We start from the raw sequence: 6,998 nt of genomic DNA on the forward strand, positions 1-6,998 counted from the left end.
GCTCCTTGCGGGGGATGGAAGGTGCTCAGTGCTGGTCGAGCATCCGGTGCGCGCGGGAGATCAGGGTGGGCACGGCCGCGCCGATGCGGTCGAACCCCTCTCCCACGGTCTTACCCTGACGGAAGCGGGCGTGGATACCCTCCACGATGACGGCCAGCTTGAAGTTGCCGAAGGCCACGTAGAACCCGAGGTCCGAGATGTCCCGTCCGGACACCTTGGTGTAGTGGGCGGCGAACTCCGCCGCGTTCATGAAGCCGGGCGCCACCGTCACGTCGCCCGCCACCGGGATGCTCGCGCGTTCCTCGTCCCCGCGATCGTGCCAGTACGTCAGCGTCAGCCCCAGGTCGGCCAGCGGGTCGCCGAGCGTGGACATCTCCCAGTCGACCACGGCCGCGATCTCCAGGTCGCCGGTCCGCAGCAGCGTGTTGTCCAGCCGGTAGTCGCCGTGCACCAGCGTGCCGGCCACCTCGGCGGGCAGCCGTTCCCGCAGCCGCGCCACGAGCCGGTCGTAGTCGGGCAGGTCGGCGGTCTTCGACCGCTCCCACTGCTGGCACCACCGGTCGAGCTGCCTGGCCAGGTACCCCTCGGGCCGCCCGAAGTCGCCCAGCCCCACCTCGCGGTAGTCGACGGCGTGGATGCCCGCCAGCACCTCGGCCAGCCGCTCCGACAGGCGCCGCGTCTGCTCGGGTGTGCGGTCGCCGAGCTGCTCCCGGCTCCGTACGGCCTCCCCCTCGACGTGCCCCATGAGGTAGAACGGCGCACCGATCACGTCGTCGTCGGCGCAGAACGCGACGGGCTCCGGCACCGGCACGGGCGTGGGCGCGAGCGCCGAGATGACCCGCCACTCGCGCCGCATGTCGTGCGCGGTGGGCAGCACGTGGCCGAGGGGCGGCCGGCGCAGCACGAGCCGGCGTTCCCTGCCCTCGACCAGGTAGGTGAGGTTCGACCGGCCGCCGGAGATCAGCGAGACGGACAGGGGCTCGCCGGCGTCGGGCACGTGGCGGCCCATCCAGGCGACCAGCCGGGGGTGGTCGATGCCAGGTACGGTCATGGTCACACATTAGAACGTCACTCGGTCCTGAAGACATACTGGGAGTTCTGTAACGTTCCGGAGCTGCGGCTATGGCATCGGGCGAGATCCTTTAATGTGGCAGTACACCCTGGCCCTCAGCTTGCCCAGAGAGTGTGTGCTGACAGTAGGAGCCCATGCACGTCACCCTTGCCCACCCCCGTGAACTGGGCGAACCCGAAGTGAGCCGCTGGCGCGCCCTGCAAGAGGCGGACACCGCCTTCGACAATCCTTTCTTGTCGCCAGAGTTCACCATCACGGTGGGCGAACTCCGAGATGTCGTACGTGTTGCCGTCATCCACGACGGTCCGGAGATCGTGGGGTTCTTCCCGTTCGAGCGACATCCCCTCGGCATCGGCAAGCCGGTCGCCGCCGGGCTGACCGACGCGCAGGGGCTCGTGCACCTCAAGGACGTCCAGATCCACCCGCTGTGGCTGCTCAAGGAGTGCGGGCTGGCGGTGTACGAGTTCGACCACCTCGTCGCCGGGCAGCCGCTGCTGCTCGCCCGCCACGAGCGTCACCCGTCGCCGATCATCGACCTGCGCGACGGCTGGGACAACTACACGAAGTCACTGCTCAAGAACTCCGGCAAGACGTACAAGAGCACCCTGGCCAAGTCCCGCAAGCTGCAGCGCGAGGCGGGCCTGCTCCGGCACGACTACGCCACCACCGACCTGGAGCCCCTGCGCACGCTGCTGAGCTGGAAGACCGACCAGTACCGCCGCACCGGCCGCGCCGACCGGTTCTCGCACCCGTGGATCGTGGAATTGGTCGAGCGGCTGCTGGCCACCCAGTCCGAGAGCTTCGCCGGGGTGCTCGACATGGTGTACGTGGACGACCGGCCGATGGCCGGGCATTTCGGGCTGCGTACGCGCACCACTCTGGCCGGCTGGTTCCCCGCCTACGACACCCACTTCGCCAAGTACTCCCCCGGCCTCATCCACCACCTGGCGATGGCCGAGCGCGCCGCCGGGTCCGGCATCGAGGTCGTCGACATGGGGCGCGGGCAGAAGGAGTACAAGGACAAGCTGAAGAACGGCGAGCTGGAGGTGGCCGAGGGCCGCGTGGCCAGGATCGGGCCCGCCGCGGGCGTGCACTGGGTGATGCGGGTGCCGGTGCGCAAGACGCGCGCCACGGTCATGGCCAACCCACTGCTCCTTAAAACAGCGGACAAAACCTTGAAAACGTACGGAAGACTGCGTACCGTCCTACAACGGTGAAACACATCGCAGAGCGAACGGGCCGTCACTGCCTGTCGCTACCGTCCAACCGGCTGGGGCTCTATCTGGCCTTACGCCATTGGTGCCTGCCCGGGCAGCGGCTGCTGATGTCCCCCATCTCCGCCGACGAGATCCTCTTCCTCGTGCTGGCCGCCGGGCTGCGCCCGGTCATCGCGCCGCTGTCCCCGCGCGACGGCAACATCGACGTCACCCGCGTGGACCTCGACACGGTGGACGCGGTCCTCACCACCAACCTGTACGGCCTGCCCGACGACGCTCCCGCCTTCGCCGGCAAGATCCTCATCGAGGACGTGGCGCACGCCATGGAGAGCGACCTCGGCGGCCGGCCGCTCGGCACGTTCGGGCACGCGTCGGTCTTCAGCCTGTCCAAGCACCCCAGCGCGGGCTCCGGCGGCGTGCTCACCGTCGAGGACGAGTCGGACCTGCTGGCCCTGACCCGCGCCCGCGACGAGCTGCTGACCCGCGGCTCCCTGCCCGCCGACGTGTGGAGCGTGGCCACCTCCATGGCCCGCCAGGCGGCACTCAAGCTCGACCTGGTGCGCCCCGCGCTCAAGCTCCAGCGCCGCCTCGGCCTGCAGGAGGCCCGCGAGGGCCACCGCATCGCGGTGCGCGCCGAGGAGCTGGAGCTGGCGCTCAAGCAGGTGCCCTCGCTGCCGCCCTTCGACACCTGGGTGCGCGCCGACCTGCACCGCTACCGGGCCCGCCGGGGCCGGCTGGTCCGCTGGTACCAGGAGCGGCGGGTGGCCAGGGTGCCGCGCGACCGGGCGCGCCGGCTGGCCGGGGTGCAGCGGCTGGCCGAGCTGCCGACGGTGGCGCCCGCCGTGCTCGACGACCTCACCCGGCCGCTGTTCCGGGTGCCGCTGCTGGTCCGCGACAGGGACGCGGCCATCGAGGAGCTGGAGCGGAACGGGGTCTCCACCGGCTACCTGTACGACCCCGCCTACGACGACTACGCCCCCGGCTTCACCGAGCACTGCGCCGACCCTGCCCCGGCGCGCTGGTGGGCCGCGCACGTGCTGCCGGTGGACCCGATGTACACCGCCCGCTCGCTGCCCATCCTGCGACGGCTGGAGCCCCCGGCCGCCGGGCCTCACGGATAAGGCTCCGGGCCTCACGGTTCAGGCTGCGACCTCCTACCGCCGGGCCTCGCGGATGAGGTCGGCGACGATCTCGCAGCCCCGGCGGACGTCCGGCAGCGAGGCGGAGCCGTACCCGATCACCAGGCCGTGCAACTGGGCGGGGCCGTGGTGGTGGCGCTCGGTCGAGTCGAGCAGCACCCCGCGCTCCCTGGCCCGCTCGATCACGCCCGGCACCAGCGCCCCGGGCAGCTCGGCCAGGACGTGCAGCCCGGCCGTGTCGCCGCGCAGGCGGCAGGCGGGGCCGAGCAACTCGACGACGGCGGCGCGGCGGCGCGCGTACTCCAGGCGCATCCTGCGCAGGTGCCGGTCGAGGTCGCCGCGCTCCAGCAGGGTGGCCACGGCCTGCTGGACGGGCCCGCTGGTGCGGTCGGCCACCTCCCAGCGCAGGCCGGCGATCCTGCTCACCAGCTCCGGCTCGCCGACCAGCCAGCCCACGCCCACGTCCGGGGCGAGGATCTTGGACAGCGTGCCGAGCAGCACCACCCGGGACGGGTCGAGGCCGTAGAGCGCGGGCAGCGGGGCGACGTCGTAGCGGAACTCGGCGTCGTAGTCGTCCTCCACGATCGTCGCGCCGGTGGCGCGCGCCCAGGCCAGCAGCCGCTCCCTGCGCGGGATGGGCAGCCGGCCGCCCAGCGGGAACTGGTGGGCGGGCGTGGTGTAGAGGACGCGCAGGTCGCCGGGCAGGCCGTCCACGATCACGCCGTCCTCGTCCACCGGGCACGGCACCACCTCGGCGCCCCTGGCCGCGAACACCGTGCGCGCCACCCGGTAGCCCGGATCCTCCACCCCCGCCCTGACGCCGGGGCCGAGCAGGGCCATCGCGCACAGGTCGAGGCCGTTGCCGGTGCCGCGGGTGACCAGGATGTTCTCCGGCCCGACGGCCATGCCTCTGGCCCGCCTGAGGTGGTCGGCGAGCAGCTCGCGCAGGCGCGGCAGGCCGTGACTGTCGGGCTCGTCGCCGGGCGGCAGGTCGGCGGCCCTGCGCCAGGCCCGCTTCCACGCCGCCTCGTCGTAGTCGCGCACCCAGGGGGAGCCGCTGGTGAGGTTGATCAGGCCGGCCGGGGGCGGCGGCGCGGGCACGTACGCGCTCTCCTCGGGCGGCCTCGGCGGGTGCTCCATGGCGGCCACGAACGTGCCGGAGCCGTGCCGCCCGTCCAGCCAGCCCTCGGCGTAGAGCTGCTGGTACGCCTCCGTCACCACCGTCCGGCTGACGCCGAGCTGGGCGGCCAGGGCCCGCGTGGACGGCAGCCGCTCGCCGGAGGCCATCGTGCCGTCCAGCATGGCGCCGCGCAGCCAGCCGACGAGCTGCGCGGTGAGAGGTTCGGCCGAGTCGCGGGTGAGGGAGACCGGCAGGTCAACATGGGAACGCATACAAGTGGTCTCTAGAAAGGCGCTGGTAGTGGCCCTACAGGATAGGTCCACTTCGTCGTTACCGTCGAATCATGCTCTCCACCACACCGCGCACCACACTGGGCCGCTCGAAGGAACGCGGCAGCACCGACAGGGACGACCTGTACGAGGTGCTCGACACCGGCCTGATCTGCCACCTGGGCGTGGTCGTGGACGGCCACCCCATGGTCGTGCCCACCGGCTACGGCCGCGTCGGCGACACCCTCTACCTGCATGGCTCCACCGGCGCCCGCTCGCTGCGCACCGGCACCGGCACCGACGTGTGCGTCACGGTCACCCACCTGGACGGCCTCGTGCTGGCCCGCTCGATCTTCCACCACTCCGTCAACTACCGCTCGGCGATGATCTACGGCCCGGCCCGCCTGGTGACGGACGAGGACGAGCGCGAGCAGGGGCTGCGCGCCCTGGCCGAGCAGCTCGCGCCCGGCCAGTGGGACTACGTGCGCCGTCCCTCGCGCAAGGAGCTGGCCGCGACCGCCGTGCTGGCGCTGTCGCTGGAGGAGGCGTCGGTCAAGATCAGGCGCGGCGGGCCTGTGGACGAGGAGGAGGACTACGACCTGCCGGTGTGGGCCGGCGTGCTGCCCCTGGTCATGTCATGGGGCGCGCCCGAACCCGATTCGGTACTCCCAGAAGGTATCGAGGCACCCGTTCACATCCTCCATCGGGAGTAGTTCCATAAATCCGGGCCACCTGGAAAACCTGAGCTCTTGATCGCACGTCTCATCAGGTGGGCCAGCTCCTGATGGGAGAGGCAAATGGAGTGGAGTGCTCCCGGTTATACAGAGATAAGGCAGCTCGGGGCGGGCGCGAGCGGACGCGTCGTGCTCGCCGTGCACGACGAGACCCGCGTCCAGGTCGCGATCAAGTACCTGTCCGGCGAGCTGTTGCGGGATGCCTCCGCCCTGGCCAGGTTCCAGTACGAGGCCCGGCTGCTGACCACGCTGCGCGACCCCCACATCGCCACGATGTGGGAGTACATCCAGGACGACGGCGGCGCGGCCATCGTGATGGAGCTGGTCAACGGCGTCTCCCTGCGCGCGCTGTTACGCGAGAGCGGGACGACCGAGCCGGAGGCCGCGCTCGTCGTGCTGAAGGGCTCGCTCCTCGGGCTGGCCAGGGCGCACGCCATGGGCCTCGTGCACAAGGACTACAAGCCCGAGAACGTGCTCGTCCGGGACGACGGCGCCAGCAAGCTCGTCGACTTCGGCATCGCGGTACGCCAGGGCACCGCCGCCCACCCCGAGGGCACGCCCCCGTACATGGCGCCGGAGCTGTGGGAGGGTCGCCCCGCCTCGCCCGCGACCGACGTGTACGCGGCCACCGCCGTCTTCTTCGAGTGCCTGACCGGGCACCGGCCGTACCGGTCCACCGAGCCCAGCGTCCTGGGGTACCAGCACGTGCACGCCCCCGTGCCCTTCCACGACGCGCCCGAGCCCGTACGTGACCTGATCAGGCGCGGGCTGGCCAAGGACCCGGCGGGGCGGCCCGACGGGGCGCTGACGTTCGTGACCGAGCTGGAGACCGTGGCCGCGGCGGCGTACGGGGAGGATTGGGAGGAGCGGGGCAGACGGCGGCTGGCCGCGCTCGTGGGCCTGCTGGCCCTGCTGTGGCCCATGCCCCTGGCCGCCCCGCCCGAGACCGCGACGTCGCTGGCCACCACCGTGTTCGAGAGCGTGCGCGGGAAGGTCGGCCGCAGCGCGCGGCGCATCACGCGGACGAACGGGCGGCGGCTGGCGATGGGCGGCGCGGTGAGCGCCGTGGCGGCCGTCGCGGTGGTGGTCGTGCTGGCCGGCAGGCAGCCGCCCGAGCAGCCGGTCGGGGCGGCGATCGCCGTGCCGCCGAGCCGGATCGCCACTGCTCCCGTGGCTTGGCCGCCGAGCACGGAGGCGTCCACTCCGCCTGAAACGCCGGAATCCCTGCCTGAAACCGGGCCTGAGACCGGGCCTGAGACCGGGCCTGAAACTGGGCTTGAGACGCCGCCTGGGATCACGCCGCAGGTGGTGCCGCAGACGTCCCCTGAGGCGGACCCGCCCGAGCAGGACCCCTCCGACGAGGACCCCGCCGAGGGGGAGCCGCCGGGCGTGACCCCCCCCCCCCCCCCCCCCCCCCCCCCCCCCCCCCCCCCCCCCCCCCCCCCCC

6 protein-coding genes are annotated in these 6,998 nt (G+C 72.2%); 4 read left to right on the plus strand and 2 right to left on the minus strand.

From position 1 onward, the window contains the following. Positions 1 to 25: 25 nt before the first annotated feature. Positions 26 to 1,051 carry a phosphotransferase family protein gene (locus ABD331_RS44010; protein WP_344488987.1) on the minus strand — a complete coding sequence of 342 codons (1,026 nt, stop codon included), beginning with the start codon at positions 1,049 to 1,051 and terminating at the stop codon, positions 26 to 28. 254 nt (positions 1,052 to 1,305) lie between these two features. Here ABD331_RS44010 and ABD331_RS44015 point away from each other — a divergent pair, with 254 nt between their 5' ends. Both ABD331_RS44015 and ABD331_RS44020 read left to right on the plus strand, forming a co-directional pair. Then, positions 1,306 to 2,289: a GNAT family N-acetyltransferase gene (locus ABD331_RS44015; protein ID WP_344488990.1), complete on the plus strand. Its 984-nt coding sequence runs from the start codon at positions 1,306 to 1,308 to the stop codon at positions 2,287 to 2,289. Continuing rightward, positions 2,286 to 3,410: a DegT/DnrJ/EryC1/StrS family aminotransferase gene (locus ABD331_RS44020; RefSeq protein ID WP_344488993.1), complete on the plus strand. Its 1,125-nt coding sequence runs from the start codon at positions 2,286 to 2,288 to the stop codon at positions 3,408 to 3,410. Before ABD331_RS44015 ends, ABD331_RS44020 begins: the two co-directional genes overlap by 4 nt. Before the next feature lie 33 nt (positions 3,411 to 3,443). Here the strand turns inward: ABD331_RS44020 and pdxR are convergent, their stop codons facing one another. Continuing rightward, on the minus strand, positions 3,444 to 4,820 hold the full coding sequence (gene pdxR / locus ABD331_RS44025; RefSeq protein ID WP_344488996.1) for a MocR-like pyridoxine biosynthesis transcription factor PdxR: 1,377 nt from the start codon (positions 4,818 to 4,820) through the stop codon (positions 3,444 to 3,446). Positions 4,821 to 4,891: 71 nt separating this feature from the next. Here pdxR and ABD331_RS44030 point away from each other — a divergent pair, with 71 nt between their 5' ends. Then, positions 4,892 to 5,530 carry a pyridoxamine 5'-phosphate oxidase family protein gene (locus ABD331_RS44030; RefSeq protein WP_344488999.1) on the plus strand — a complete coding sequence of 213 codons (639 nt, stop codon included), beginning with the start codon at positions 4,892 to 4,894 and terminating at the stop codon, positions 5,528 to 5,530. 84 nt (positions 5,531 to 5,614) lie between these two features. Then, positions 5,615 to 6,998 (plus strand): serine/threonine-protein kinase (locus tag ABD331_RS44035; RefSeq protein ID WP_344489002.1); only part of this gene is annotated, 1,384 nt, incomplete at its 3' end.

Origin of the sequence: Nonomuraea monospora, assembly GCF_039531895.1 — a bacterium.
In the GTDB taxonomy this organism is placed as follows: Bacteria; Actinomycetota; Actinomycetes; order Streptosporangiales; family Streptosporangiaceae; genus Nonomuraea; species Nonomuraea monospora.

What these genes read in the sequence shown, in the direction of transcription:
- ABD331_RS44010 (WP_344488987.1), bottom strand. Translation starts at nt 1,051, where the DNA reads ATGACCGTACCTGGCATCGACCACCCCCGGCTGGTCGCCTGGATGGGC.
- pdxR (WP_344488996.1), bottom strand. Translation starts at nt 4,820, where the DNA reads ATGCGTTCCCATGTTGACCTGCCGGTCTCCCTCACCCGCGACTCGGCC.
- ABD331_RS44030 (WP_344488999.1), top strand. Translation starts at nt 4,892, where the DNA reads ATGCTCTCCACCACACCGCGCACCACACTGGGCCGCTCGAAGGAACGC.